Annotated in this window: 22 protein-coding genes and 1 other annotated feature (1 of these 23 cut by a window edge); of the genes, 15 read left to right on the plus strand and 7 right to left on the minus strand. The window is 49.2% G+C overall.

Annotation, left to right across the window (positions count from 1 at the left end; genetic code table 11):
* Positions 1-19 (plus strand) — a binding site (T-box leader); it begins 204 nt to the left of the window's first position.
* A gap of 57 nt (positions 20-76) precedes the next feature.
* The 3 genes from KNO92_RS06355 (at position 77) to KNO92_RS06365 (ending at position 4,416) form a co-directional block, all read left to right on the plus strand.
* Positions 77-2,728, plus strand: a complete 2,652-nt coding sequence (locus KNO92_RS06355; protein WP_214760515.1) for a valine--tRNA ligase — start codon at positions 77-79, stop codon at positions 2,726-2,728.
* Positions 2,729-2,822: 94 nt separating this feature from the next.
* On the plus strand, positions 2,823-3,578 hold the full coding sequence (locus KNO92_RS06360) for a hypothetical protein (protein ID WP_214760517.1): 756 nt from the start codon (positions 2,823-2,825) through the stop codon (positions 3,576-3,578).
* 82 nt (positions 3,579-3,660) lie between these two features.
* Positions 3,661-4,416, plus strand: coding sequence for a hypothetical protein (locus KNO92_RS06365; RefSeq protein ID WP_214760519.1), 756 nt, complete (start codon positions 3,661-3,663; stop codon positions 4,414-4,416).
* A gap of 16 nt (positions 4,417-4,432) precedes the next feature.
* Here KNO92_RS06365 and KNO92_RS06370 read toward each other — a convergent pair whose 3' ends face one another.
* The 4 genes from KNO92_RS06370 to KNO92_RS06385 form a co-directional block, all read right to left on the minus strand.
* Positions 4,433-4,609: a hypothetical protein gene (locus KNO92_RS06370; protein WP_214760521.1), complete on the minus strand. Its 177-nt coding sequence runs from the start codon at positions 4,607-4,609 to the stop codon at positions 4,433-4,435.
* Entirely contained in the window at positions 4,606-4,800 is a 195-nt protein-coding gene (locus KNO92_RS06375; protein WP_214760523.1) for a hypothetical protein, read from the minus strand. Before KNO92_RS06375 ends, KNO92_RS06370 begins: the two co-directional genes overlap by 4 nt.
* On the minus strand, positions 4,797-4,973 hold the full coding sequence (locus KNO92_RS06380; RefSeq protein WP_158024788.1) for a hypothetical protein: 177 nt from the start codon (positions 4,971-4,973) through the stop codon (positions 4,797-4,799). Before KNO92_RS06380 ends, KNO92_RS06375 begins: the two co-directional genes overlap by 4 nt.
* A 90-nt stretch (positions 4,974-5,063) precedes the next feature.
* Entirely contained in the window at positions 5,064-6,500 is a 1,437-nt protein-coding gene (locus tag KNO92_RS06385) for a protein adenylyltransferase SelO (protein WP_214760525.1), read from the minus strand.
* A 109-nt stretch (positions 6,501-6,609) separates the two neighbouring features.
* Between KNO92_RS06385 and KNO92_RS06390 the strand changes: the two genes are divergently transcribed.
* The 3 genes from KNO92_RS06390 (at position 6,610) to KNO92_RS06400 (ending at position 12,306) form a co-directional block, all read left to right on the plus strand.
* Entirely contained in the window at positions 6,610-7,812 is a 1,203-nt protein-coding gene (locus KNO92_RS06390; RefSeq protein ID WP_214760527.1) for a bifunctional folylpolyglutamate synthase/dihydrofolate synthase, read from the plus strand.
* 92 nt (positions 7,813-7,904) lie between these two features.
* A complete protein-coding gene (locus KNO92_RS06395) occupies positions 7,905-11,639 on the plus strand; it encodes a DUF5057 domain-containing protein (protein WP_251127081.1) in 3,735 nt (1,244 codons plus the stop codon).
* Positions 11,640-11,661: 22 nt separating this feature from the next.
* A complete protein-coding gene (locus tag KNO92_RS06400; protein ID WP_214760529.1) occupies positions 11,662-12,306 on the plus strand; it encodes a hypothetical protein in 645 nt (214 codons plus the stop codon).
* Positions 12,307-12,352: 46 nt separating this feature from the next.
* Here the strand turns inward: KNO92_RS06400 and KNO92_RS06405 are convergent, their stop codons facing one another.
* Genes KNO92_RS06405 through KNO92_RS06415 form a run of 3 tightly spaced genes read right to left on the minus strand, consistent with a single transcriptional unit; the run spans position 12,353 to position 14,986 of the window.
* Positions 12,353-14,002, minus strand: coding sequence for a hypothetical protein (locus KNO92_RS06405; protein WP_214760531.1), 1,650 nt, complete (start codon positions 14,000-14,002; stop codon positions 12,353-12,355).
* 17 nt (positions 14,003-14,019) lie between these two features.
* Positions 14,020-14,583 (minus strand): prepilin-type N-terminal cleavage/methylation domain-containing protein, encoded by a 564-nt coding sequence (locus KNO92_RS06410; protein WP_214760533.1) that lies wholly within the window; start codon positions 14,581-14,583, stop codon positions 14,020-14,022.
* Positions 14,531-14,986: a prepilin-type N-terminal cleavage/methylation domain-containing protein gene (locus KNO92_RS06415; protein ID WP_214760535.1), complete on the minus strand. Its 456-nt coding sequence runs from the start codon at positions 14,984-14,986 to the stop codon at positions 14,531-14,533. Before KNO92_RS06415 ends, KNO92_RS06410 begins: the two co-directional genes overlap by 53 nt.
* 158 nt (positions 14,987-15,144) lie before the next feature.
* Here KNO92_RS06415 and KNO92_RS06420 point away from each other — a divergent pair, with 158 nt between their 5' ends.
* The 9 genes from KNO92_RS06420 (at position 15,145) to KNO92_RS06460 (ending at position 24,303) form a co-directional block, all read left to right on the plus strand.
* The gene (locus KNO92_RS06420) at positions 15,145-16,356 is read left to right on the plus strand and encodes a G5 domain-containing protein (RefSeq protein WP_214760537.1); all 1,212 of its coding nucleotides are present in this window, start codon (positions 15,145-15,147) and stop codon (positions 16,354-16,356) included.
* Positions 16,353-16,637 carry a hypothetical protein gene (locus KNO92_RS06425; RefSeq protein ID WP_214760538.1) on the plus strand — a complete coding sequence of 95 codons (285 nt, stop codon included), beginning with the start codon at positions 16,353-16,355 and terminating at the stop codon, positions 16,635-16,637. Before KNO92_RS06420 ends, KNO92_RS06425 begins: the two co-directional genes overlap by 4 nt.
* Position 16,638: 1 nt before the next feature.
* Positions 16,639-18,309 carry a GspE/PulE family protein gene (locus KNO92_RS06430; protein ID WP_214760540.1) on the plus strand — a complete coding sequence of 557 codons (1,671 nt, stop codon included), beginning with the start codon at positions 16,639-16,641 and terminating at the stop codon, positions 18,307-18,309.
* Entirely contained in the window at positions 18,302-19,339 is a 1,038-nt protein-coding gene (locus tag KNO92_RS06435) for a type IV pilus twitching motility protein PilT (protein ID WP_214760542.1), read from the plus strand. The genes KNO92_RS06430 and KNO92_RS06435 overlap by 8 nt, the downstream gene beginning before the upstream one ends.
* A 6-nt stretch (positions 19,340-19,345) precedes the next feature.
* Entirely contained in the window at positions 19,346-20,563 is a 1,218-nt protein-coding gene (locus KNO92_RS06440) for a type II secretion system F family protein (protein WP_214760545.1), read from the plus strand.
* Between the two features lie 142 nt (positions 20,564-20,705).
* Positions 20,706-21,182, plus strand: coding sequence for a prepilin-type N-terminal cleavage/methylation domain-containing protein (locus KNO92_RS06445; RefSeq protein ID WP_214760547.1), 477 nt, complete (start codon positions 20,706-20,708; stop codon positions 21,180-21,182).
* 85 nt (positions 21,183-21,267) lie between these two features.
* Positions 21,268-22,020 carry a prepilin peptidase gene (locus KNO92_RS06450; protein WP_214760549.1) on the plus strand — a complete coding sequence of 251 codons (753 nt, stop codon included), beginning with the start codon at positions 21,268-21,270 and terminating at the stop codon, positions 22,018-22,020.
* A gap of 13 nt (positions 22,021-22,033) precedes the next feature.
* Complete coding sequence (gene pilM, locus KNO92_RS06455) at positions 22,034-23,599, plus strand: pilus assembly protein PilM (protein WP_214760551.1); 1,566 nt, start codon at positions 22,034-22,036, stop codon at positions 23,597-23,599.
* Positions 23,596-24,303: a hypothetical protein gene (locus KNO92_RS06460; RefSeq protein ID WP_214760553.1), complete on the plus strand. Its 708-nt coding sequence runs from the start codon at positions 23,596-23,598 to the stop codon at positions 24,301-24,303. The genes pilM and KNO92_RS06460 overlap by 4 nt, the downstream gene beginning before the upstream one ends.
* Positions 24,304-24,431 lie beyond the last annotated feature (128 nt).

Below are 24,431 nucleotides of genomic sequence, written 5' to 3' on the forward strand. Positions count from 1 at the left end.
GGCTTCTTTCGTCCTTAGCGTATAGGACGAGAGAAGCCGTTTTTGTGTTCATTAAGATATAGAGGAGGCGCCACACATGGCCCATGAGACAAACGAAATCACCATGCCGACGAAGTACGACCCAAGTGCGACGGAGTCAAAATGGTACGACTACTGGTTAGAGAACGATGTATTTAAAGCAGATGAGGACGATTCGAAACAACCGTACACAATCGTCATCCCGCCACCGAACGTTACGGGGAAACTTCACCTCGGTCACGCTTGGGACACGACGCTCCAAGATTTGTTGACGCGCCTCAAGCGCATGCAAGGTTATGACGTGCTCTGGCTCCCAGGGATGGATCACGCCGGCATCGCGACGCAGGCGAAAGTTGAACAAAAGCTTCGTGAAGAAGGTGTCATGCGTTACGACCTTGGACGTGAGAAATTCCTCGAGAAGACGTGGGAATGGAAAGACGAGTACGCGAAGACGATTCGCGACCAATGGTCTAAACTCGGTCTCGGCCTCGACTATTCACGTGAACGCTTCACACTCGATGAAGGGCTCTCAAAAGCCGTTCAAGAAGTATTCGTTCGCTTGTATGAAAAAGGTTTGATCTACCGTGGCGAATATATCGTCAACTGGGACCCGGCTCAAAAGACAGCCGTTTCGGATATCGAGGTTATTTACCAAGAAGTCGAGGGTGCGTTCTATCACATGAAGTATCCACTCGCTGACGGCTCAGGTCACATCGAAATCGCGACGACACGTCCTGAGACGATGCTCGGGGATACGGCGGTTGCTGTCAACCCGAAAGATGAGCGTTACACACACCTCATCGGTAAGACGATCATGCTTCCGGTCATGAACCGTGAGATTCCGATTGTTGCGGACGACTACGTTGACATGGAGTTCGGTACAGGTTGCGTGAAAATCACGCCAGCCCACGACCCGAACGACTTTGAAATCGGAAACCGTCACGAACTTCCACGCATCCTCGTGATGGACGAAGGCGGGAAGATGAATGAGAACGCTGGCAAATACGAAGGGCTTGATCGCTTCGAATGCCGCAAACAACTCGTCAAAGACTTAGAGGCGGACGGCACACTCGTGAAGATTGAGCCGCACACGCACTCGGTCGGTCACTCAGAGCGTTCAGGCGCAGTCATCGAGCCATACCTTTCGAAACAATGGTTCGTTGATATGGAGCCACTCTCGAAAGCGGCACTCGAAGCACAAGGAAACGACGACACGAAAGTCAACTTCGTCCCAGAACGCTTCGAAGGAACATACCTCCGTTGGATGGAGAACATCCGCGACTGGTGTATCAGCCGTCAACTTTGGTGGGGTCACCGCATCCCGGCTTGGTATCATAACGAGACAGGCGAAGTGTATGTAGGAAAAGAAGCACCGGCGGACAGTGAGAACTGGACACAAGACGAGGACGTCCTCGACACATGGTTCTCGTCAGCGCTTTGGCCGTTCTCAACGATGGGCTGGCCGGATACGGACGCACCGGACTTTAACCGTTACTTCCCGACGAGCGCGCTCGTTACGGGATACGATATCATCTTCTTCTGGGTATCACGCATGATCTTCCAATCACTCGAGTTCACAGGGAAACAACCGTTCAACGATGTCCTCATCCACGGTCTCATCCGTGACTCGGAAGGGCGCAAGATGTCGAAATCACTCGGTAACGGCGTTGACCCGATGGAAGTCATCGACCAGTACGGAGCGGATTCACTCCGTTGGTTCCTCCTCACAGGTTCGACACCAGGGAACGACCTTCGTTTCTATTGGGAAAAGATCGAGTCGACATGGAACTTCTCGAACAAGATTTGGAACGCGAGCCGTTTCGCTCTCATGAACATGGATGGACTCAAAGTGGAAGAGATCGACCTCACGGGCGAGAAGACTCTTGCGGACAAGTGGATCTTGACACGCTTGAACGATACAATCGACCAAGTGACACGCCTCGTCGACAAGTACGAGTTCGGTGAAGCAGGTCGTTATTTGTACAACTTCATCTGGGAAGAGTTCTGTAACTGGTACATCGAGATGGCGAAACTCACGCTCTACGGTGAGGACGAAGCAGCGAAGCACACGACACGTTCGGTCCTCGCGCATACACTCGATTCAATCATGCGTCTCATGCATCCGTTCATGCCGTTCCTCACAGAAGAAATCTGGCAGCACTTGCCACACGAAGGCGATTCAATCGTTCGTGCAAGCTATCCGACGCGTCGTGACGACCTTCACTTCGCAGATTCGGTTCCGGCATTTGAAGCTGTGATGAACGTCATCCGCTCGGTTCGTAACATCCGTGCCGAAGTGAATGCACCGATGTCAAAACCAATCCAGCTCTTCATCTCGACGAGCGACGATGCGACACAAGGTTACTTGAGCGCGAACGAAATGACGATCGGCAAGTTCACGAACGCGACAGAGCTCGAAATCGGACGTGGCCTCACGGCTCCGGATAAGTCGATGTCAGCGATCATGACAGGAGCGGAGCTCTTCATCCCGCTCGCAGACCTCATCAACTTCGAAGAAGAAATCGCTCGTCTTGAAAAAGAAGTGGCGAAGTATGAGAAAGAAGTCGAGCGCGTACAGAAGAAACTCGGAAACCAAGGCTTCATCGCCAAGGCACCGGCTCACGTCATCGACGAAGAAAAAGCAAAAGAAAAAGACTACCTCGACAAGCGTGACGCAGTCCGCGCCCGCTTGGAAGAGTTGCGTAAGTAAGACATGGACCTTCTTTGGAGATTAATTCTCTGAAGAAGGTTTTTTTGTGTTTTGGTAGAATTTGGAGAGATAGATGTAGAAAAGGGGATACAAGATGAGACGAATCGGGGTATTAGGTGTTCTATTATTATGTTTGACCGGGTGTTCGACCCCGGAAAAGGCGAAGTCGGTCGAAACAGATATAGAGAAAATTGAAACGAGTGAAGGGTCCCAAGCACCCACGAGTGAATGGGTGGGCACGCTCATTGAAGACGTACCAAAAGGGACCGAATCGTTGGCAGATGCGGTAGTTCATCAAATCACGCTTCAATATAAAGATGGATCGGAAGATCACCTTTCCACAAAGGATGTCATCTATGAGGCGACAGTTGGAGACATTGGATTGATTGCGATGGCTCATCCAAACCAAACGCCTTCTTTCGGCGTCTATCACTATTCACGGGACGGGGAATGGGTCATGCATGGGATGAAGCATTTTGGAATCACTGATGCTTCCGAAAAAAGAAGCCACGGTTTGGTGCTTCCTCAAGATTTGATGTATACGATTGATAGTGAAATCGATGACGTAGAACGACCGGTAAAACTGTGGTCGTTCTATGATGAGTCGCAACTGGTCACCATTTTGATGACTGATGCATTCAGTGTAGGCGACGGTGAGCGAATCAATCGTCAGGCGGATGGAGTGGAGTATGATCGATTGAATCAGCCGAGCGGCAATGGAATCTACTTCATCAGTCAAGACAAACTAATTCTCGTGACGGGAAACATCTTGGAAGAAGAACTGTTGACACTAGCTGATTCTTTACCGGAACCTTCATCTGTGTCGTTTCCTTTTGATGATGCAGAATAAAGATTCTTCATGTACAAAAGAGATTTTGGATCGATGCTTTGGAGAAAGTAAACATTAGGAATCATTGTAGAGGGGATATGAAATGAAACGAATCGGGGTAATCTGTGTTCTTGTGTTGGGACTAGCGGGGTGTATGGCACCAAAAGAGACGAAGTCTGTGGAGACGGTTGAGGTGGAAAAAGTAGAGCAAGTGGAAGGAATCGATGAATCACAATTTCCCAACGCAGAAGTGACAGGGACGATGATTGCCGAAGTACCACCAGGGACAGAAAAGGTCTCGGACGCGGTCGTGGCACAAATCACCCTTCAATATGAAGATGGCTCAACAAAACAGTTGTCGAAGGATCACATTTTAACGGAGACGATGGTCGGAGGAATCGGTTTAGTTGCGATGACCGTCCCTGACCGTGCGAACCCGTTTGGCGTATTCATTCATGATGAAAAGAAGGGATGGGCGCAACGCGGGATGCAACGCTTCGGGGTACCCGATACGTCCAGTGCGTCTACTCAGGGATTAAATCTTCCAGTCAAAGAGATGGAAGTCATCAGCTCTGACTATTCAGTTAACGATTGGCCGGTAAAGCTTTGGACGTTATACGATGAGACACACCTCATCAGTATCATTGAGACGGACGATTTCACTGAAATCGAAGGGGAGATGTCGGATCAGCCAAAACCATACTTACTGGAGCAAGCATACGGGAACGGCTTATATTACTTATCTCAAGGTAAGCTGATCATCGTAACGGGAAATATCTCGGAAGAGGAGTTGTTGAAGCTAGCTGATTCTCTACCGGAACCTTCATCAGGATCGTTTCCTTTTCGTGATTCAGAATAATATCAAGGCCCGAGCGTCAAGAGCGACGTTCGGGTCTTGTTTGTACGAGCCACCAGACGATGACTCCAATCCCCAATAGCATCGGGAGTTGAGTATACAGTGGGGTGGTGAAACCGATTCGAAACAGGTGGACGATATACGTGGAATATAGAGTCGCACCAATAACCAAGAGAGCGATATAGATGCGTTTCATGCCTCTTCCTCTTCACTCCAAAACGGCACACGGCCTGTTGTGATGTAGTATGAAGACGTGAAAAGAAGACCGATTGCCACACCGGTCAACTGTGGCTGAATCGGTTGACCGACTAAAGTTAAATATAGACTATACACTACATATGATGCTGAAGTGGTGATGAGGGTCATCAATGGAATCAGTTTTTTCATTTTGTGTCACTCCATTCCGACTCATTCAGATGTTTCATGTACTGGACGAACGACACGCTCAAGAAAAAGACGGGCATCGCCCAAACGATATTGCTTAAGTATGGGGCTTGCCAAAGTTCGAGTGCGAGTAAACAGGCAAATCCTAATGAGACGAGTGAGGTGAGTAAGCGCATTTATAGGTACCTCCATTTTGTAATACCTTATCTTACGTTTGAAGATTGAAAAATGATTCAAAAAAAACCATCTCGCAAATGCGAAATGGTTCATGTGCCACAAAACGTCTGGTACGGATACGTCCACGGTGGACCTGCTGATACGTATTCAGACGGTTGGTCGTAGTTATAAGGGTCACGCAAAATCGTGAGTAGCGCCTCGGTCGGACCGAAATCGCCTCGTTCTGCTGCTTGAATCGCTTTTTCGACATGATGATTTCGAGGAATGACGGCCGGGTTGTATTGGCGCATGATTCGACTTACGTCCTCGTCTGATAGACCTTGTTCGCTTAGGCGTTTTTGCCAAGCGTCAAGCCACGCCTTCCCATCTTCCCGAGTTGCGAATGAAAGCGAATCGATTTCACCGAGCGTCAACGAGCGGAACGTATTCGTATAATCTGCCTCTGTCTCCATCATCAAGCGGAGCAATTCATCCGTGAGTGCATCGTCACCGTCTTTTCGGACGTATATGCCGATCTTATGCGCGAGTCCGGTAAAGTAGGCTTCTTTATACAACTCCGTATAGCGGGTGAGCTGTTTGTTTGCTACATCGACTGCTTCTTCTTTCGTTTCCCCAAGGAGCGGCAGCAATGTCTCTGCGAGTCGGGCAAGGTTCCAAGACCCGATGTACGGTTGATTTCCATAGGCGTATCGTCCTTCCCGGTCGATCGAGCTGAAGACCGTCTCCGGATGGTACGTATCCATGAACGCACACGGTCCGTAATCGAGACCTTCTCCACTGATGAACATATTGTCCGTATTCATCACGCCGTGAATGAACCCGACGAGTTGCCAGTTAGCGATAAGTCTCGCCTGTCTTTCGACGACGCGTCCGAGAAACTGTTCGTAGCAATCGGGTGCATCAATCAAGTCAGGGTCGTGACGTTTGATTGCAAACTCCGCGAGCGCGATGACGTCATCGATGGAGCCGGCACCTGCCGCGAATTGGAACGTCCCGACACGCAAGTGACTCGAGGCGACCCGGGTCAGGATAGCTCCGTGCTTTGGACCTTGACGCATGATGGCTTCTCCAGTCTGAATGACAGCGAGTGCACGGTTCGTCGGGATGCCGAGAGCATGCATCGCCTCACTGATGATAAATTCCCGTACCATCGGCCCGAGGGCGGCTCGTCCGTCGCCACCTCTAGAGTACTCCGTCGGTCCGGAACCTTTGAGCTGTACATCGACACGTTTCCCGTTCGGGGTCACGTGTTCCCCGAGCATGAGGGCCCGTCCGTCCCCGAGCATCGTCAAGTTGCCGAATTGATGTCCGGCGTAGGCTTGAGAGAACGACGTCTCGGTTTGACGATTGCCGGCAAGTAAATCGATGTCTTGTTTGAGTGTTTGTATATCAAGCCCGAGCGAAGCGGCAAATGTGTCGTTAAACAAGACGAGTGTCGGATTGTCGACCGGATGGATGGGTCCACGGTCGTAAAAGATGTCACGTAGTTCGAGGTACGTCGCCTCGAAGTTCCAGTCAGTTGTCATGGCGCATGCCTCCTTCTTCGCTTCGAGTATAGCACAGACTGTTTTCCATAACGGCTGTCGTGAATTTTGATAAGATGAAACAGAAGTGTAAACAGTAGGAGTGTGGAAGATGAAGACGAGACAAGATGTATTCGATTGGTTGAGTGGACAGCTTCGCTTCGGGATCAAACCGGGTCTTGAGCGGATGAACTGGATGATTGAGCAGTTAGGATTAGAAGAACGTCCATCCATTCATGTGGCAGGGACAAACGGAAAAGGGTCGACCGTTGCATTTTTACGGGCGATGGCGATGGAGAATGGATTATCCGTCGGAACGTTCACGTCGCCTTATATCATTCAGTTCGAGGAACGAATCATGTTGAACGGGGAACCGATTCAAGAAGACGCGCTCGTCGACGTGGCGAATCGTGTCAAAGCGTGTGCGGACACGGCACCGGAGACATTGACGGAATTTGAGCTCTTGACGATGATGGCCTGGTGCTATTTTGATGACACACGTCCTGATGTGATCATTTGGGAAGTCGGTCTCGGGGGACGACTGGACTCGACGAACGTGTTGACACATCCAATCGCGACCATCGTGACGTCGATTGGACATGACCATCAAGGAATTCTTGGCGACACGCTGGAAGAGATTGCGCTTGAAAAATTCGGCATCATGAAGCCCGATGTGCCGATGTTTCATAGTGTCGGTGAAGAAAAGTTGATTGAACTGTTGCTTCAAAAAGGAGAAGACGTAGGCGCATCGATTCATGATGTACGAACACTTGTGACAGAAATCGAGGACGGGGCTGGGACTGTCGTTACATATGAGGGTATGCCACCTGTCGTGCTCGGGTTGACGGGTCATCATCAAGCTTATAACGGGGCATGTGCCGTCGCCGTAGCGCGTCATCTCGGTTGGAAGGAAGAGGCGATTCGGTCGGGACTTGAGCGGGCACAACATCCGGGGCGATATGAACTCGTCTCCAAACGACCACGAGTGATCTTGGATGGGGCACATAACCAGGAAGGCATCGAGGCATTGGTTGTGCAAGCTAAACAAGAGACAGATGTGACAGTCCTGACGGCGATTTTGGCGGACAAGGACCGTGACGCGATGATTCACGCGCTTCAAGGGATTGGCGACGTGTATGAGACGACGTTTGATTTTCCACGTGCGAGAACGAGAGAGCAGCTTGTAAAAGATGGAGCACGCTTCGTTGAATGGAAAGAGTGGCTAAACGATTGGATGGCAGCACCGGCGAGCGAGACGTTGATTGTGACCGGTTCTCTGTATTTCATTAGCGAAGTAAGACGTTTTCTAAGTTAAAACACTTACCTGATGTCAAAGAAATAGATGTATATTTTTTCAAGTAGGTGGGATAATTAGTAGTGAAGACTAAAAATAGGGAGGACTATACATTGCGTAAACTCATGCAATACATAGCAGTTCTCGTATTAATCATATCCATTATTCCACAGAGAGCAGTTGCGGAGACCAATCAACCCATACTAAACGTATTGATTCTTCGTGATGCATTCACTTCTTCGAAAGTACTTTCAGTGACTGAATACAATAACGCCGTGAAAACGTATCGTGATTCACTGAATTTAAGTGCTACGAAAGTGAATGCGCAGTTCATGACAATTAAACAATTTAATGCATCCCGTTTTCCGATGACGGGTGCATTCGATGCGGTCATGATTGGGAGTAGTCCGTTAACCGAGAAATATAAAAATGGGACGCTTATCGTCAACTCGAAAAATCATGACACGACAAATCAATTGAACGATTTGACCGAACTGAAGGCGACGGAGCTTTTCAATACGGTTATCCGTATCGGCTTGCCCCTTTTTATGCATGAGGATGCTGCAAATGGTGATGCACAGTTGAAGCGTTTGGCATCCTATCAACATGATTATAAAAACGTGAAAATCTTTAATCGAAATGATCAACAGAATGTCGATCGTGAGATGGCGCAGCAGTTGAATCAACTCACTATTTCTCGTCCTAGATTCCAATCAACTGAAGTGACGTATAACAATCAGTCCATTAGCAATCAGACGATTCAAGTGAATGATGGTATCCGTCATCCAATCAACTTTGCCTATACGTTATCGCAACTACCAACTTCTTCGGCATTCGTAGAATTGTATATCGATTACGACCATAATGATCGATTTGATGCGGATGAAAAAGTCATTGAGCAACAGGCAAAAGTATCGGGAACGTTGAATTTTACGTTATCGCGTCCGACGTTTAGCGGGCCGAAAAACTGGATGCTCGTCGTGAAGGATTCATTGACGGGGCGAGCAGACTACCGTAAGGGGAGTATTCTCTACCTCGATGAAAAAGTGAAAGCGAACATTTTGCAACTCACTGCAGGAACAGGCACGAACGGGAGAATTTCAAGCTATCTATCTAACTTGTTAGTGGATCCGGCTGGGAATTATGAATTCAATTTAACGAACGGTACAACGAGTCAGTTTGAGGGTGGGACTTATGACCAGGCATTACTCAAAAACGACTACGATATGCTAATTTTTGGGTTCCAAGATTCGTACAACGTTTATGGAAGTATGAATGCCGCAGCCACTGCGAAAGTCAAACGTTTCAGTGAAACAGGACAAGGCGTCATGTTGACGCACGATACGATTTTCCGTACGAATAGTTCATCCTCACCTACGTCCGAGTGGGAACGTCAATTCGTGAATGCCAACCCTTCACTGAATATCTCAGGGCAAAAAATGTACACGAACATGGGATTTGGTGCTCCTGAAACAACCAATAAGGCAGTCAAGGTACAGGATGGGATTTTCACATCTTATCCGTATCGTCTGGATGATGCGGTAAAAAATATCTCAAATACCCATAACCAATATTTCACACTCGATTTGAACGACCCGGATGTGACACCTTGGTACAACCTGTATTCAACTGGTGGAAATCGTGTATATGGAGATGCAAGCAACCACTACTATACGTATACAAAAAACAACTTCACCTACTCCGGTGCAGGGCACACGAACAAGTTCTCAGTAGAAGATGAGAAAAAAATCTTCATCAATACGATGTATCGCGCCTTTATCGGGGCGAATCACAAACCTTACAACGTGATTGAGTCCGTCAGTGATTCAAACCAGTCCTATACCTCTGCTGATTTAAAAGCCGGGACTGTTGAAGTGACTGCTGGACAAGACGTTAAATTGATGTGGCGACCGAGCGATTATGACTTCCAAGACTTGTTCCTCAACTCGACAATCACGTATAACGGGAAACAGGTCGCATTCGAAAACTTACGTAACTATGAAGTCAAAGAGTTTGCGATTCCGGCAGCGGATGTTGTCGCAGACCGACCGATTGAAGTGAAGATCGAGACGTCCGATCAACGGAATGCGAAGGTAATCGACACGTTCACTATCAACGTCAAGCGTGCGGAGAATGTTTCCGACTTGATTCAAGTGTCTCGTTCGATAAATCCCTCAACCATCAACTTGTATGAAACGGGTACAATTCAATATCAGGTTCAATATCCGGAACGTTTCGACCGATTACCGAATCAGTTGGGCGATAAGTTTATACGAGTTGATTTAACGACCTTTACAGAAAAACTACCAAGCCAACTCGAAGTGGTGGCGATTCGTGATGCGAACGGAAACGAATATCCTGTCACGAACCCGAATGAAATCCAGTTACAGCTGAAACCAGACTTGTACTATGAACGAAACGGGAACACGAACGTTTTCCTTCCGAACGATAGTGGAAATCGAACCGTGAAGTTTGAAGTAGTCGTTCGAGCCATCGAGCCTTCTGCTTCACTCATCCAATTGAAAAAAGCGGATAACCAATTAACGACGTTGATTGAGTATTCGAAGAAGCAAGATCACATTTTAGATAAGCACAATGAATGGGATAAAGAACTGACGGTTCAATCCTCATTCCCAGACTTGCTGATCAATATCGGGGCGCCGTACGCGTACGAAGCGAAAATTCCTGACGTCACCTTACAAATCGGGGCACAGCAGATTGTGAGTCCGACCATCACGGATGCGAAAGGCAACACCTTTACGAACCCGAAGTGGAGTAGCTTGAAGTGGGAAATCATTGATGCGAACGGTGTCGCGAGACTCGTCACCCAAGGAAATAATGCGATTGTGACCGGTTTGAAAACAGGAACTGCGAAACTGCGCTTGACAATCGATCCGGGCGATAAGAAACCCCTTGTCGTAGCAGAGTCGAAAGTCAATGTCATCAGTCCGCCTGAGCAACTCACTATCCCGTCGACAGAGCTATATGTCGGTCAAAAGACTACCGTCACACCAAAAGTTATGCCCGAAACGGCCCAATACAAGTCGGTTCGCTATGTCGTCGAATCGGGGGATAGTGTGAAGTTTGAACAAGTTGGAAATAACTTGAACATCATCGGACTGAAACCGGGTACGACTCAATTTAAGGCGACTGTGGATGTCGGTGACCTCTTCGGTGGATTGAATATCGCTACACCGAGCACCGTCTTTACCATCCAAGTCAAGGCGCCATCCTTGAGTCAAACGCCGAGCCAACTCGACCTTTGGGTATGGGATAGTTTAAATGAAGAAAAACGCGTGAATGAAGTCGCCTCGATTCTAGTGACCTCAACACCAACCGTATCCATTCCGTTTGAACGAATCGGGTCCATCCCAACCGCTCTGACGGTGACACAAAGTGCGACAGGATATGAATTACGTGCCAACCATGGCTACGGAAATAATGGTGTCGTGACAGACATTCCGATTCAGACGACATTCGATGACAATGCGTTACGAAGCATTCGTTCCAACACATCGGTTGTCCGCGTCAACGAATACCCGAACCAATTGATGTCAAAAGACATGACGATCAATATTGGGGAAGGGACGGCACCACGACCACCGCTCCTTGAGTACTGGCCTACGACTTCGACTTGGCGTGACTATCTCATGGAGATTGTATCCGGCGAAGAATATGTTCAAGTGAGTGGATCAGGAAAAGAGTTGATTCCAGTGAAACCGGGTGTGGGGAAAGTGGAAGTCTACACGACGCTTCCGGCTGGAAAACCGTTTGAAGCCGTGAAGGACACGTTTTATGTACGTATCATCCAAACGAATGCCTCAGGACAGGATGATGACCGTTATTAAGTGAATGGCAGAAAGTTGGCGAATGATGAATCGCAAGCGAATGATGATTGGCATCACCGGATTGATTCTCCTCATCGGATTGGGATGGCTCCTGTACTGGAGTCAATCTCAATCCGAGATCTCGCAGTTATCCGGTGAGAATTTAGTAAAAGAAGTGAGTCAACGCTCTTCGGTGACAGAGGAAGAATTGACAGATTTACAGGCAAGAGAGGAATGGGAGGCCGTCCGACTTGTTTTAGAAAATCAAAAAGTTGTCCCGACAGCTGAGCAATTCGCCACAGCAGTGACGATTGCACCCCTAGACGTAATTGAAGCATACTTTGAGCAAGGACTTGACCCATTCGAAGAAGTGGAAGGGATGCCCGTCATCACACCATTGTTCAGTGCGAACGGCAGTCCGGATCAATGGAAGCTGGCGATGCGTTACGTTGAAGACGAACGACTTCTTGGGATTGCGGTCGACTCGTTGAACCTCGATGCGGTCAAAAAACTCCTCGGGCAAGGCTATACGATTCAAGATACCGAATCGGTGTTATTGCAGCCGGTCCGTCATAATCAGGTCGAGTTGACGCAGCTGCTTCTCGACAACGGCGCGCAATGGACGAAGAAAATGGAACAGACGGCCAAAGACTACAACTCGGACCTCATTCTAAAGATGAGGAACTAAAAAAATCGGCTTCTTCTCAACCAGAGAGGAAGCCGATTTTTTGAATTCATTTCAATTGAACGGGGTGACTGACGAAGAATTGCAGCTGATTCGTGATCGGTAATGTTTCGAGTTGATTAAACACGGAATCGTTATAGGTCAGCTTCAATCGAGACTTTTCGGCCTTGTGAGCCGGAACTTGACGATCGAAGTTCTCAGCTGGGCTTACGCCGTTGCCCCCAGTAAATTCCCCTCTGAAGACGTTCACTTCAAGTGGTCCTTTGCTGTAGAGACCACCGTTGACTTCGAGAATGGAACCGACCGCATACACATAGGTCGGTTCGTTCGAGTCACTATACATGAATGCCTGGAGCGTCGTCGGTGTGTCGTCAAACTCGTTGATTCGGTTCAACAGGATTTTCCCTTTAGATAAGAGAATGAGCGAGTTCCCTTTGTCTGCATCAATCGGAAGAATATTGGCACGGTCGATGAACGTATCGCCGAGCGTGTAGACCGTCGAACTGAAGGAAACGTTCCCTTTAATGGTCAAGTCACCACGTACGATCAGGGGCCGTGCAATCATCAGCTTCTCGAGTGATTCAATGACGACGTCCCCGTCGAAAAGGAGCGGGGCATTCGAATCGGTGATGGATTCCGTGACATACATGGCACGATCCGAAATGGCATCCGGTAATGTCACGATGGTCGAGTCGGTGAGTGCGTTATAAGCATCCGCCCGTAAGTATGAAGTCGGTCGTTCGATAATCGATGTCCCATCTTCCGATAAAACCCTTTCGAGTTCGAATACTTGATCGGTCGAGCGAATCAGACCTTCTCCAAAGATTTTTGAGTCGACATTGTTGGTATAAGCGAGCGGTGTGTCGAGTCGTCGATTTAAAAATTCGATGATCGAGTAGTCGTATTGGAATGGAGAGAAGCGACTCGGGGACACCCCGGCGTCCGCCTTTTCGCCAGCTTGTTCCGTACCTGCCGTGAAGTAGTTCTCTTGCTGGCAACTTAAGCAATCGCTCAATTCGACTAAATCGATTCGGCCATTCAAATGAAGGCGACTGGAATCGACATTTTCAATCTGCTTCGCCACACCATCCAATTGAAAGTTCGCTTGACGCATGAAAGCGAGGGGACCACCTGAATAGATATTTCCTTGAATCGTCGGCATACCGTTCACGTCTAACTGTTCGTCAGACCCGAGGACGTAGTATAGGAAGGACGGGAGTGCCGTCAAATACAGGTCTTGTATATATTCGACCGAAAGCTCAGGCTGTTCCGGATTCACTTGTCGAGACGCCGTGACGTTCACTTGCAAGATGGTGGTGAACGGTGCCGTCTGTATCGCAGTATCGGTTGCATCTCGCTTCAGTTCGATCGAGTAGCGAACTTCACTATCTGTCGTCAATGCGGTGAATGGTTCATCGTCGACAATGAGAGATTGCACTTTGCTATTAAAAGCTGTTTCGGACTCCATATGAGCTGGGACCTCCATATCGCCATGAAGCGGGAATTGGGTCCGAACCTCATCGGCGATGAGTCGAAGTGCACTTTTCGCATCTTCATTCAATTGTGTGTCTTCTGTTCGGATGACCGTCAGTTTGTTTGTCGCCAAGTTGACTTGCATGGCAGCGAGTGACAGAACAGCTAGAGCTGCCATCGTTACGAGCACAAGCACGAGGACGTAACCGTCTTCACGTTTTCGCATCAAGATACCTCCTTTTCTTAAAATGGGATTGAACTTTCGAACGTGGTCACCGAATCTGGGTCATTCGTCTGACTCAAGTCCATCTCGATTTCAATCAACCCTCCAGTCATATATGTCGGGCGTCTTGGGTCAAAGATAGGGTCCTTCAATTCAATCGTCATCCGTTCCACAATGATTTGGGGATTAGACGGAGTGAAGGAATCGGGTGACAGCACCAACTCGCTCGGGACGTATCCGGCCTCTCTGTAAATCATTCCGGCATCGGAGATACCAGGTGCGGACAAGCGATGAAACTGGAATGTCCCGTCGACTTCCGTCACCGCATCAAATTCGGTCCGGTTCACATCAGAGAGGACCGATGCGATCAAATAATCCGCCTCACTCCGAAGTTCACTCGTTTCGTTCGTCATCTGAAAGCCGAGCGTTCCAGTAATGAAGGCCGTGATGATGACCCCGCTTAAAATCGATGCGACGACGACCGTGACGAGTAACTCAACGAGCGTGAAGCCGTCTTCACGTTTTGTTTGATCAGTCAGTTGTCGGTACAGCCGTCTCAGGGAACGGTTCGCGTAATGTCGCATTCGATATGACTCCTTTCAAGGTGACAGGCGTTTGAAGCCGGTCGGTCGTCACCGAGATTTCGACCTCGATTGTGTGCCCGGGTACGGTAGACAACGATTGAATCGCTGCGACGTACGTATCCCCATGAATCCGTGTGTCTTCACAAAAATCGCATGTCGAACTGATCCCGTCCCGATTCAGCAATTGGCGTAATTCGAGCGGTTGCTCGATCGTTGCGGCCCGGCGGTTCAACGTATGTAAGGTGTTTTGAGCCACTTGGTTGGCAATCGTTTGATTGAGACTGTCGTGGGTCGTCTTCAGACTTTGAGTGAAAATGGTAAGTAGAGAAAATGAGACAATCGAGAGAACGACGATGGAGACGAGTACTTCGACGAGCGTAAAACCTTTTTCGTTATGCGACAAAACGTTGACCTCCTATTCAAAAAAAGTAAAACAATCGGTAAATAACGTATGGAATAATGAATAAATTGTTATTTTTTGTACAATACATATTATACTAAAGTTACACACTGAACGGATACAAAGAATAGTGGACATATAAGACATAGGGGGATTTTTAAATGAAGCGGTATGGGATGCATCTTTTCATTCTGATCGGACTCGTCGCACTCGTGACGTTGCCGACAATCGGACTCGTCAATTACTTAGATGCGTCCGCCGAGTCAAGTACTACATATACAGAAACAACAGTCGCAGGCGTCGATGTTTCCGGGATGACGAAGGAAGAGGCTGACGTTCGTCTCGATAACGCCATCAAAGATTTCAACACGATGCCGTTTTCGGTCGATCTAATGGACGGGACTGTCATTGAAATCGGAAAAGAAGTCGTGACGTTCGACGTACCGAACACGCTCGATGCCATCACGGATGAGGGCGAATATCCATTGTTGACCGCAATCGACGAGTCAAAAGTCGAACCTTATCTCGAAGGTCAACCTGTGACGATGACGATGATTGCCCCGGCATTGATGGAAGCGGCATCGATGCTTGAGTCAACGGTCGCATTGGAACAAGTCGCGGCAGAGAGTGAAGTCGTTGCTTCATTTACCGTGAGCCCGACTCCGGCGATGCAGTCCACGCTCGACCGAATGAACGGATTCGAGATGGCAGCAGGTGATATCTTTAGTCTCAAATTGTTCGGGGAAGACTTTGAGGCGCTCACGACGCTCGGCTCTTCGTTCTATCGCATGTTTGCTGCCACACCGTTCGCCATTCTTGAACGTGTGCCGCATGAGACGCTTCCGTCTGGTGTCGAACTCGGATATGACACGAAAGTGGACGCCCGCTCGAATTTTGCGGTGCAAAACCGTGAGAAGTCATCATACGCCATTCTCGTTTTGAATGAAGGGAATGCGGTGACAGTCCAATTACTCGGGCAACCGTTCGAATCGGCTTACGAGGCGCGAGTGGAAGAAGTGACTTCGGTTCCTTATCAAAAAGTCGTTCGTTTCTCTTCGTCACTTCCGTCAGGCAGCTCATCGGTCACACAATCTGGACAATCTGGCCAGTCAGGTAAGTTGTACCGTATCAAAGTGACGGAAGAAGGAGAAACGATGGAGTTGCTCGGTTTTGATTTTTATGCCCCGACACCGGAAATCGTGACGAAGAGCTCGGTCCCACTTCCGCCACCTGAACCGGTCGAACCGGTCATTCCAACATTCCCTGATGAAGAGGAGGAAGAAGACCCGGTTTTTGACGATGAACTAAATGACAACTTTGAAGAACCACCCGTATTTGAAGAAGACCCTGCAGATCAGGAGGCAGTCGGATGATTGGTTATATGATTTTACTTGGTTTTTGGGTATTGGCCACATTGACATTGTTCGCCTTGTCTGTCCCATCGATGAAGAAGCGTGAAACGAAATTACTCATCAGTGTCTGGACAGCACTTCTTTCAGTTGGGATTTACTACATGGTGACGGAGTCGTTGACGCAAGCATGGTGGGCGTGGTTCCTACTCGTTGTCATATTGATTGGTGGAGTGACGGCTAGTACTTTCGTTGAAGAGAGGGAAGTCGAGCAAGAGGAGGCTCCTCAGAGGATGGTGAAGTGACGTGAGACGAACGAAACGAAGACTCGGCGAGATGCTCATCGAGGCCGGACTCATTACGACGAGTCAGCTCGATGAAGCGCTCGAACAAAAACGCCCAGGTGAAAAGCTGGGGGACACACTCATTCGGTTGAACCACATTACCGAAACGCAATTGATTCAGATGATTCATGAACAACTCCATGTGCCGATTATCGAGCTGTATGCACAAGATATCAACGTGACCGTCACGAAACTCGTGCCGAAAGCATTGGCACAAAAACATGATGTCATGCCGTATCAATTGATTGGAAACACGCTTCATATTGCGACGGCCGACCCACTCGATTTGATTGCGATCGATGACGTCCGTTTGCAGACTGGGATGAATATCGAGATTGGTATTTCGACACGTGAACAGATTCGAAAGACAATCAGTCGTTATTATGAGATGGATCATTCACTCGTCGAGATTTTAAAAGAAGATGCACCGGAGATGGATCAACAAGAAACGATGAATCGGGACGATGCACCAATCATTCGTCTCGTGAACCAAATCTTCCTGAGTGCAATCGATCAACGAGCTTCGGATATCCATTTCGACCCACATGAAAAGCAACTTCATGTCCGGTTTCGGATTGATGGAGATTTGCGTACGGAAACGATTTATCCGAAGAAAATTCAAAGTGTCATGCTGACGCGCCTTAAAGTCATGAGTAACCTCGACATCACGGAAAGTCGTCTTCCACAAGATGGGCGGATCAAATATACGTTACGCAATCGTGCATATGACTTCCGTGTGTCGACACTCCCAACGATGTACGGGGAGAAGATCGTTATTCGAGTGCTTGACTCGTCGCAAGGGCTGACGGATTTGACGAAACTAGGGTTTGGAGAACGAAACGAGCAAGCGTATCGTGAAATGCTCAAACGTCCGAACGGCATTATTCTCATCACCGGTCCGACCGGCTCAGGGAAGTCGTCGACTCTCTATGCCTCACTAGTAGAGTTGAATGACGAGACGAAAAACATCATCACGGTAGAAGACCCGGTCGAGTATCAGCTCGATGGGATCAACCAAGTCCAGGTCAACTCAAAAGTCGGTTTGACGTTCGCATCGGGTCTTCGTTCGATTTTACGACAAGACCCGAACATCGTCATGGTCGGAGAGATTCGAGACACGGAAACAGCCGAGATTGCCATTCGGGCCTCGCTTACGGGACACCTCGTCCTATCGACACTACATACAAACTCGGCCATCAGTTCTATCACCCGTCTCGTTGACATGGGAGTCGAACCATTCCTCGTCGCCGCTTCGACGACCGGACTTGTGGCGCAGCGTCTCGTACGACGCGTCTGCCGCGATTGTGGTCAGGCAGAGCCGGTCTCGAAAAGTGAGCAACGCCTATTCGAGGCAGAAGGGATTCATATCGATCAGGTTGTTCGCGGGAAAGGATGTTCTTCGTGCAACTCGACGGGATACCGTGGGCGTCTTGCCATCCATGAAGTAATTCCAATCAACGAAGGCTTACGCCGGATGATCATGAACCAGGCGACCGAGTCCGAGATGGTCGAGTACGCGAAGTCACAAGGCGCGACGTTCTTATTGGCTGATGGGCTAGAAAAAGTCGCAGCTGGATTGACAACGACGGAAGAAATATTACGAACGGTCATTACGGAGAGTGCTTATGATTAATCAATCGATTGAAGTCATCTTGACGAATGCGGTCGAGCGACGCGCCTCAGATATTCATGTGACGGCGGGTTCGCCACCGATCATTCGGGTAGACGGGAGTCTCATCACGATGGGCGAGGAGAAAGTGTTGCCTCAACATCTGGAAGGATACTTAAAAGAAATTATGACGGAAGACATGCGGGAACGTCTCGAACATGAGCGCGATCTCGACTTCTCGTTCGGAGTGCCACGTGTCTCACGTTTCCGTGTCAACGCCTATTATCAGCGGGGAACGATTGCAATCGCATTTCGTTCCATTTCCGGGGAAATCCCGACATTAAACGAACTCAACTTGCCGACGGTGTTGAAGCGACTGATTGAGAAGCCGCACGGTCTCATCCTTGTAACGGGGCCAACTGGATCCGGGAAATCGACGACACTTGCGGCGATGATCCACGAGATCAACCGAACGCAACGAAAGCGGATCATCACGTTAGAAGATCCAATCGAGTACTTGCATTCACACGATCAAAGCATCGTCGACCAACGCGAAATCGGTTCGGACGTCATGAAGTTTGTGAGCGGTCTACGAGCCGCTTTACGACAAGACCCGGACGTCATTTTGCTCGGGGAGATGCGTGACTTAGAAACGATTTCGACGGCGATGACAGCAGCCGAGACGGGACACCTCGTCATGGCGACGCTCCATACGTCGAGTGCGATGTCGACCGTGAGTCGAATCATCGATGCGTTCCCGGCCGAGCAGCAAGACCAAATCCGAACGCAACTCGCGAACGTCTTGATTGGTGTCGTCAGTCAACGATTGTTCCCGCGGATTGATGTGCCGAAAGGCCGTGTCGCCGCGATGGAAATCATGTTAGGAAACCCGGCGGTCGCCAACTTGATTCGAAACGAAAAAGAGTTCCAGCTTCCGACCGTCATTCAGACGAGTCGCCAGCAAGGTATGCAGTCGATGGATGCCGCGATTGAACAGCTCGTACGGCAAGGGATCATCAATCCAAACGCCGTCCCGACAGAAGAGATGAGGTGATGAGTGATGGCGATATTTCAGTATGAAGGAAAGCTCCTGAACGGGAAGCGCAAGAAAGGTCGCATCACGGCCGTCTCGCTTCGGGAGGCAAAAGAGAAGTTACGTCAAGAATCGATTCTCGTGACGGACTTGTCCGAACTCGAGTCGACCGGACTAAACAAAGAGGTCAATATCCTACCGGAACGCGTCAAAATCGAACATCTGATCATGTATGTCAGGCAGTTCGCGACGCTCATCCGGGCGGGGGTGCCGATCGTCCGCGCGACGTCCATCTTGCGGGTACAGACCGAATCAAAAGTCTTGAAGAAGACGCTCAGTCAAGTCGAGGACGATTTGAAAGAAGGGATTGCCTATTCCGAGGCAATCAAAAAACATCCACGCGTCTTTTCGAACTTCTTCAGTTCGATGGCACTTGCCGGGGAGACGAGCGGGAACTTGGAGGAGGCGCTCGACCAGATTGGGCTCCAACTCCAGAAACAATATGACGTCAAGCGGAAAGTCATCTCCGCTCTGACGTATCCGTTGGTCGTCTCGATTGTCGCCATCGGCGTTGTCGCTTTCTTGATGGTGAACGTCGTTCCAACATTCGCGAGCATCTTCGGTCAACTCGGTGGTGAGCTTCCGCTCATCACGAGAATCGTTGTCGCCGTTTCAGACTTTATTGCGGCGTTCTGGTGGCTCTTACTCGCCATCGCCATACTCGGGGTGCTTGTGTTCACGTGGATGTTGAAGCGGGACCGGGAACGATTCGTCATCGACCGCTTGCTGCTCAAGATGCCGATTTTCGGACCGATTGTGACGAAATCGCAAATCGCGCTACTGACGCGAAGCTTGGCCGTTCTCTTACAGGCAGCAGTACCGATTTTGACGGCCATCGAAATCACGGAACGCATCGTGTCGAACCGCGTCATCCGAAAAGGATTGACGGAAGCACGGGAAATGATGGCACAAGGGATTCCGCTCCACGAGCCGCTCATGCGCAATTCGAACTTCCCGCCGCTCATGACGCAAATGATTGCGGTCGGAGAAGAAAGTGGAGATTTAGATTCGATGTTGAACGAAGTCGCCGAGTTTTATGAGACGGAAGTTGAGACGACGACGGATCGACTCAAGTCGATCATCGAACCGCTGTTGATTGTTGTCTTAGCGAGTGTCGTCGGGGTGATCGTCATCTCGATCGTCGTTCCGATGTTCCAAATCTATGGCGATATTCAAAATCAGTAAACGGAATATGCAGAGTTTTGAAAATATACCTTTTCAATACTATATTTAGAAGGTATAGTAAAATTGTTCTACTTTTAGTTTAGGTCTTTCGTAATGAATCTAGTTTACATGCAGCACAACACACAAAAGGGGAGAATGAATCATGGTAGAGAAATTGAAAATGATTTGGCAAGATGCCAAACAATTAAAAGATGAGCGTGGACTCACACTCGTCGAGTTGCTCGTCGTCGTCGTCATTTTAGGGATTATCGCAGCCATCGCGGTCGTTGCGATTGGTGGGATTATCGAGAACTCGAAGAAGGATGCAATGGTTGCCGATGCGAAGCAAATGGTCAGTGCGGCGAAGTTATATACTGCGTCGAACCCTGTTAGTGCAAATACTACGATGAAATTTACAGGAACTGTTGCTACAGGAGAGGCTGATGGTTCGACTTATGTCGATAACTTAAAAGATCCGTTCGGCGCAAATTATTCAACTGCAAATGTAATTATTAAACCAAGTGGAAATAAATATACTTATGAAGTTCAGTTAGTAGGTTCTAAAGCTATTGGTCAAGCTACGCCTGTTACTGAAGGTTCATTGAGCAAAGAATCAATTAAGGAAAAAACTACAAACTAGTATCTCCTCCGGCTGGCGCTGGGCACTCGCTCAGCCTAGCCGGTTTTCTGTTTTTGGCATATACTGACAAAAGGAGGATCCTCCCTTGATTGAATTGATTGGATTCTTATATAGCATCGTCCTCGGAGCGGTTATCACGTCGTTCACGAACGTCGTCGGGCTCCGCGTGCCACGCAAACAATCGATCGTGACACCGCGCTCACATTGTCCGTCTTGCGGTCACGAATTGTCACCGTGGGAACTCATCCCGATTCTCGGCTATCTCGCTCTCAGAGGAAGATGCCGTGGGTGTGGCGAGCGGATCGCGCCGACGTATCCGATTTTTGAATTGCTCGGAGCCATCGGATATGGCTATAGCTACACACTTTACGGGTTTAGTGTGACGACGCTTCTCGCGTTCGCCTTCTTATCGACGTTGTTGGCGCTCGCAGTATCTGATTTATCGACGATGCTCGTACCGAACGTCATCTTGCGTATCACAGCACCGATATTACTCGTTCTTACCTATGTGGCAGGGGCCACGTGGTGGTCACCGCTTGCTGGGGCACTTCTTGGATTTTCTCTTTTAGCGACCGTCTTTTTCGTCACAAAAGGGGGGCTTGGGGCAGGTGATGTCAAATTGTTTACTATGATCGGTCTCGTGCTCGGTCCTCGTGATGTACTCGTCGCTTTGTTCTTGTCGAGTTTGATTGGAGCGGTTGTCGGAGTGGGCTTGATCGCCTCAAAAAAAATTGGACGAAAACAACCGATTCCGTTCGTACCATCGATCGCGCTCGGGACGATGTTGACGTTTTGGTTTAGTGAAAGCTTTTTTGATTGGTATTTTGAGTTGATGTAGGGGGAAAACGATCATGAGTCGTGGGATAGAGAAAGGGACGGTCACCTATTTTTCGTTTGATGCTCTCAGCATCCACGGTGCCGTCATCAAGCAAGGTGTGTTCAAACGAAGCGCCTCGGTTCAGTTAGCAAAAGATGCGTATGGCGAAGGAAAGATTCTCGATGAGACCGCGTTCAGTCTCGCCTTCGACGAACTCTGTCGCAAGTTGAAAGTCCGTCGCGGTATGACGTGTGCGGTCGCATTGGATGAGACAGAAGTATTATCACGGAAAGTAGAGATTCCTTCTACGATTCCGAAGGATGAGATTCGTGGCTACTTGTTCATGGAAATCGGAAGTTCCATCATCTTACCGTTCGATGATGTGTCGTTCGATTATGAAGTGTTAGGCGAAGACGGGGTCAAGACGGACGTCATGCTTCATGCCGTCTCGATTGAGCTGACGAAGTCGCTCCGCTCGTACATGAAAAAATGTGGTCTCGCGTTGAAAAAAATCACGCCACGCTCGGTCGCAGTCGCAAACGGCGTCATGCGCTTATCAGACATCGATTCGCTCCAGTCGACGCTCATCTGGCATGTCACACCATTCTCGCATCAATTGTTGGTGTTAGAAGAAGGACAGATTCGCTTCATTCGTTCGATCGAGTCAGACCTCCCGTACCAAGTCGGGACGAAAGACGGCGTCGTGACGTATACATACAACGGAACGGATGAAATGAAAGCGAACCAGATGGATGACTGGTTGAACGAACTCGCCCGTTTTCTTGATTTCTATCGTTACTCGTTACGGACGGATGGTCGCGCCATCGACCACTTATATGTCTCGGGAACGGTACCTGAAGTGGACGATCTTGTTCACATGATTCAATCCGAGTCACTCGTCTCCGTCACACGGGTCGAACAACCGCTCGCGATTGCCCATGGGACACCGCTATCGCATCAGATGCTTCCTTTACTCGGGATGGCGACCCTTCAACGTGATCAGGATACGAACTTTATCAACTCGACCGATGTGACGCTCCGCTGGCCAATCGTGACGGGACTCGTCGCACTCCTACTCGGAGGAGGCGCGGCCGGTTACCTGTACTACGAGGTGGGGCAATTGGAAGCAGAACAAGCACGTATTGAAGAGGAACTCCAACTTGTTGAGATCTATCAAACCGAACAGGTGAACTCGAAAGCACAACAAGTGCTCTCGCTCGACCAGACCGTGACGGCGTTGACGGACATGGAGAAAGATGCGGTGCCGGCACTTCGGGCGCTGACCGAACAATTGCCTCCGACGGGTTACGTGTTGACGTATAACTACGCGGACGGCTCGATTATGAGCGTGCGGACACAATTTGAGACGCTTGAAGATTTGAACGCCTTCCAACGTTCGCTCATGACCGATGAACGCTTCCTTGACGTGAAGCTCCTCGGCGTGACGACCGAATTGAAGGCGGCAGAAGAGGAAGAAGAGAATTCATTAGAAGAAGACCCGCTTCCACGCTACATCGGAGAGTTCACGTTCATGTTTCAAGACGTGGAGGAAGAATTGACTGAAGAAGAGGAAGCAGATGCGGAGGTGGTGAGTCAATGAAACGTTCGACAATTTATGCGTTATTTGCGATTTGCCTCCTCGCAGCTATCATAGCTCCGGCTTACTTCGGCTATACGTACTTCATCAAACAAGGAGAAGTCGAGGCGCTCGAGCGAGACCTCTCGCTCGAACGGACGAAGCTTGAACTGTTGCGTCAAGAAGGGAAGGTCGTTGACGTGGCGGACTCACAAACGCTTCAGACACGCGTTCCGACGGCACCTGCACTCGATACGGTTGTCGAGGCGTTGTCACAGGCAAGCTTATTAGCTGGCGTCGATGTGACAAGCATCGCCTTCGCGGACGGCTTGGTGGCCGAGTCAGAGGTACCTGAGACAGTCGAGCCGTTCAATCCGACCGACGTCAGTGAGACGAACGAACCGGCTGAACCGACGGACGTCGCACCGGTCAACGCCTCGACAATTCGTTCGACCGTGACCCTTCAGGCTGAGACGTATGATGCCCTCGTCTCGTTCTTGGAATCGATTGAGTCGATGAACCGCATCCATGTGTTGCGGACGATTCAATTCACGGGACCAGCCGAGACAGGACCGAATACGGTCGAAGAAGTACAGGCGCTTGACTTTACGGTCGAACTGGATGCCTTCTATCGCCCGGACCTCGATCAACTCGTTCCGGATCGTTATATCCCGGAACCGGCCTTCGAACAGAAGGATATCCCGGTTTACGACTATACGACACCATGAATCGACACGTCCCTTCAGAAAATGAAGGGGCGTTTTTTTCGACCCGAGTGATTGTGTTTACGACCCGTGTTGCCTACAATCAACAGAGAAGTATGAAACGGCAAGGAAGCCCGTTTTAGAAGAAGAGA

Origin of the sequence: Exiguobacterium sp. s129, assembly GCF_018617585.1 — a bacterium.
Lineage (GTDB): Bacteria > Bacillota > Bacilli > Exiguobacteriales > Exiguobacteriaceae > Exiguobacterium > Exiguobacterium aestuarii_A.

Bases quoted from the DNA above. Each gene is read 5' to 3' on its own strand.
- KNO92_RS06355 (WP_214760515.1), top strand. From the start codon at position 77: ATGGCCCATGAGACAAACGAAATCACCATGCCGACGAAGTACGACCCA.
- KNO92_RS06360 (WP_214760517.1), top strand. From the start codon at position 2,823: ATGAGACGAATCGGGGTATTAGGTGTTCTATTATTATGTTTGACCGGG.
- KNO92_RS06365 (WP_214760519.1), top strand. From the start codon at position 3,661: ATGAAACGAATCGGGGTAATCTGTGTTCTTGTGTTGGGACTAGCGGGG.
- KNO92_RS06370 (WP_214760521.1), bottom strand. From the start codon at position 4,609: ATGAAACGCATCTATATCGCTCTCTTGGTTATTGGTGCGACTCTATAT.
- KNO92_RS06375 (WP_214760523.1), bottom strand. From the start codon at position 4,800: ATGAAAAAACTGATTCCATTGATGACCCTCATCACCACTTCAGCATCA.
- KNO92_RS06380 (WP_158024788.1), bottom strand. From the start codon at position 4,973: ATGCGCTTACTCACCTCACTCGTCTCATTAGGATTTGCCTGTTTACTC.
- KNO92_RS06385 (WP_214760525.1), bottom strand. From the start codon at position 6,500: ATGACAACTGACTGGAACTTCGAGGCGACGTACCTCGAACTACGTGAC.
- KNO92_RS06390 (WP_214760527.1), top strand. From the start codon at position 6,610: ATGAAGACGAGACAAGATGTATTCGATTGGTTGAGTGGACAGCTTCGC.
- KNO92_RS06400 (WP_214760529.1), top strand. From the start codon at position 11,662: ATGATGAATCGCAAGCGAATGATGATTGGCATCACCGGATTGATTCTC.
- KNO92_RS06405 (WP_214760531.1), bottom strand. From the start codon at position 14,002: ATGCGAAAACGTGAAGACGGTTACGTCCTCGTGCTTGTGCTCGTAACG.
- KNO92_RS06410 (WP_214760533.1), bottom strand. From the start codon at position 14,583: ATGCGACATTACGCGAACCGTTCCCTGAGACGGCTGTACCGACAACTG.
- KNO92_RS06420 (WP_214760537.1), top strand. From the start codon at position 15,145: ATGAAGCGGTATGGGATGCATCTTTTCATTCTGATCGGACTCGTCGCA.
- KNO92_RS06425 (WP_214760538.1), top strand. From the start codon at position 16,353: ATGATTGGTTATATGATTTTACTTGGTTTTTGGGTATTGGCCACATTG.
- KNO92_RS06435 (WP_214760542.1), top strand. From the start codon at position 18,302: ATGATTAATCAATCGATTGAAGTCATCTTGACGAATGCGGTCGAGCGA.
- KNO92_RS06440 (WP_214760545.1), top strand. From the start codon at position 19,346: ATGGCGATATTTCAGTATGAAGGAAAGCTCCTGAACGGGAAGCGCAAG.
- KNO92_RS06445 (WP_214760547.1), top strand. From the start codon at position 20,706: ATGGTAGAGAAATTGAAAATGATTTGGCAAGATGCCAAACAATTAAAA.
- pilM (WP_214760551.1), top strand. From the start codon at position 22,034: ATGAGTCGTGGGATAGAGAAAGGGACGGTCACCTATTTTTCGTTTGAT.
- KNO92_RS06460 (WP_214760553.1), top strand. From the start codon at position 23,596: ATGAAACGTTCGACAATTTATGCGTTATTTGCGATTTGCCTCCTCGCA.